Raw genomic sequence first — 880 nt, forward strand, 5'->3', positions numbered from 1 at the left:
TTCCAAGCGGGCATCGCAGATCGCTTCTGCGGGAAAAAGCTTTGTTGCGAGGTACTATCGGTCGGCTTCATCCAAATGGCCTCCGCTAACAGCAAAGGAGGCGCAAGCTGTGTCTGGCGCCGGGTTGAAAATTGTAACAGTCTGGGAGAGCGATTCGGATCATCTGTCGCATTTTTCACATTCCGCAGGCGTTGCGGAGGGCACGTCCGCTTACAGGCAGGCAATGTCGGCCGGGCAGCCCGCGGGCACTCCCATATATTTTGCCGTCGACTTCGACTGCGACGGTGAAGGTATTTCCGGACCTATCAACGACTATTTCCGTGGGGTTAACGACGGATTCTCGGCAATAAGCTCAAAGAGCTCTGCCTACTCGATTGGGGTTTATGGTTCTGGGAATGCGTGTGCTTGGTTGGTTGGGCACGGAAGAGTTCAGTACGCATGGTTGGCCATGTCTACCGGGTGGGGGGGCTCAAAGACGTTTTCAGGGTGGAATATCAAACAGGGAAAGGCAGATTCCCGGCTAACCTTTGACCACGATACTGATGAGGCGGTGCCCGACTACGGTGGCTTTTCGGTCTAGCTTGCATGGATTTCCATTCCCCATCCCGCCAAGAGGCCCGAGCGGGTCACGTGTAAGCTTCTTGGCACCGGCTATCTCAAACCATCTTTTCGGCGAGGAGCGACGATGACTACCGTATCGAGAAACCTGATTCTGGGTGCTTGTGTGGCTGGGTCGCTCATTAGCACGCCGGTATGCGCCGGCACCATCAAACATGTGTTTGTCATTGCCATGGAAAACCGCGATGCGACAGTCATTTATACTGACGCTCACAGAACCCCGTTTATCCACGGCGAACTCCTGCTGAAGTATTCCCACGCG

Annotated in this window: 2 protein-coding genes; both read left to right on the forward strand. The window is 54.9% G+C overall.

Annotation, left to right across the window (positions count from 1 at the left end; genetic code table 11):
• On the forward strand, window positions 1-580 hold a 580-nt coding region (locus X742_RS1000000171865; protein ID WP_023775635.1), incomplete at its 5' end, for a DUF1906 domain-containing protein.
• Window positions 581-685: 105 nt separating this feature from the next.
• On the forward strand, window positions 686-880 hold a 195-nt coding region (locus X742_RS1000000175300; protein ID WP_156939510.1), incomplete at its 3' end, for a hypothetical protein.

Origin of the sequence: Mesorhizobium sp. LNHC229A00 (assembly GCF_000502415.1) — a bacterium.
In the GTDB taxonomy this organism is placed as follows: domain Bacteria; phylum Pseudomonadota; class Alphaproteobacteria; order Rhizobiales; family Rhizobiaceae; genus Mesorhizobium.